Source organism: Oleiphilus sp. HI0128 (assembly GCF_001635365.1).
In genome coordinates, this window is record NZ_LWGG01000270.1 from 1 (window position 1) to 607 (window position 607).

Genomic DNA, 607 nt, shown 5'->3' on the forward strand with positions numbered 1-607 from the left:
GTATACTGAGCCCAATGAAAAAATGGTTAATATAGTAGGACATTATGAAAGCATTAGTAATTGTTGCACACGGCTCACGACGAGCGTCCTCCAATGATGAAGTACGGGAGCTTTCCCGTAGCGTTCAGAATAAGGTCGGCGCTCAATATGCGATCGTCAATACTGGCTTTTTGGAGCTGGCTGAGCCATTAATACCCGACTCAATTATCCAGTGTATAGAGCAGGGAGCATCTGAAGTAGATGTCTTGCCTTACTTCTTGTCAGCCGGTAGGCATGTTATAGAAGACGTTCCGGCCGAAGTTGCTAAGGCTAGGGAGCAGTACCCTGATGTTAAGATAAACATTAAGACTCATCTGGGAGGTATGCCTGCGATGGTCAGTTTGATTCAGGATACGCTAAGCGTATCCTGATGAGCCTCGTTATAATTAGCGAGTCGTGGCTTTTTTAGTTTTCGTCTTTCTTGTCTTGGCTTTTTTTGTAAGTAAGCCTTCAAGCTCCTCGAGCGCTTCTCCTGAAAATACTGCCAGGTTCTGCATGCTTGGCAAGGTGTCACGACAACCGGTATAGCCAAAATTCAGTGAACCATCATAGCTTAAACAAGTAATAT

The 607-nt window shown here is 44.6% G+C and carries 2 protein-coding genes; one reads left to right on the top strand and one right to left on the bottom strand.

From position 1 onward, the window contains the following. The first annotated feature begins 44 nt into the window (after nt 1-44). Nucleotides 45-410, top strand: coding sequence for a sirohydrochlorin chelatase (locus tag A3763_RS03570; protein WP_068507391.1), 366 nt, complete (start codon nt 45-47; stop codon nt 408-410). 15 nt (nt 411-425) lie between these two features. Here A3763_RS03570 and A3763_RS03575 read toward each other — a convergent pair. After that, on the bottom strand, nt 426-607 hold a 182-nt coding region (locus A3763_RS03575), incomplete at its 5' end, for a WS/DGAT domain-containing protein (protein WP_156494873.1).

What these genes read in the sequence shown, in the direction of transcription:
- A3763_RS03570 (WP_068507391.1), top strand. Translation starts at nt 45, where the DNA reads ATGAAAGCATTAGTAATTGTTGCACACGGCTCACGACGAGCGTCCTCC.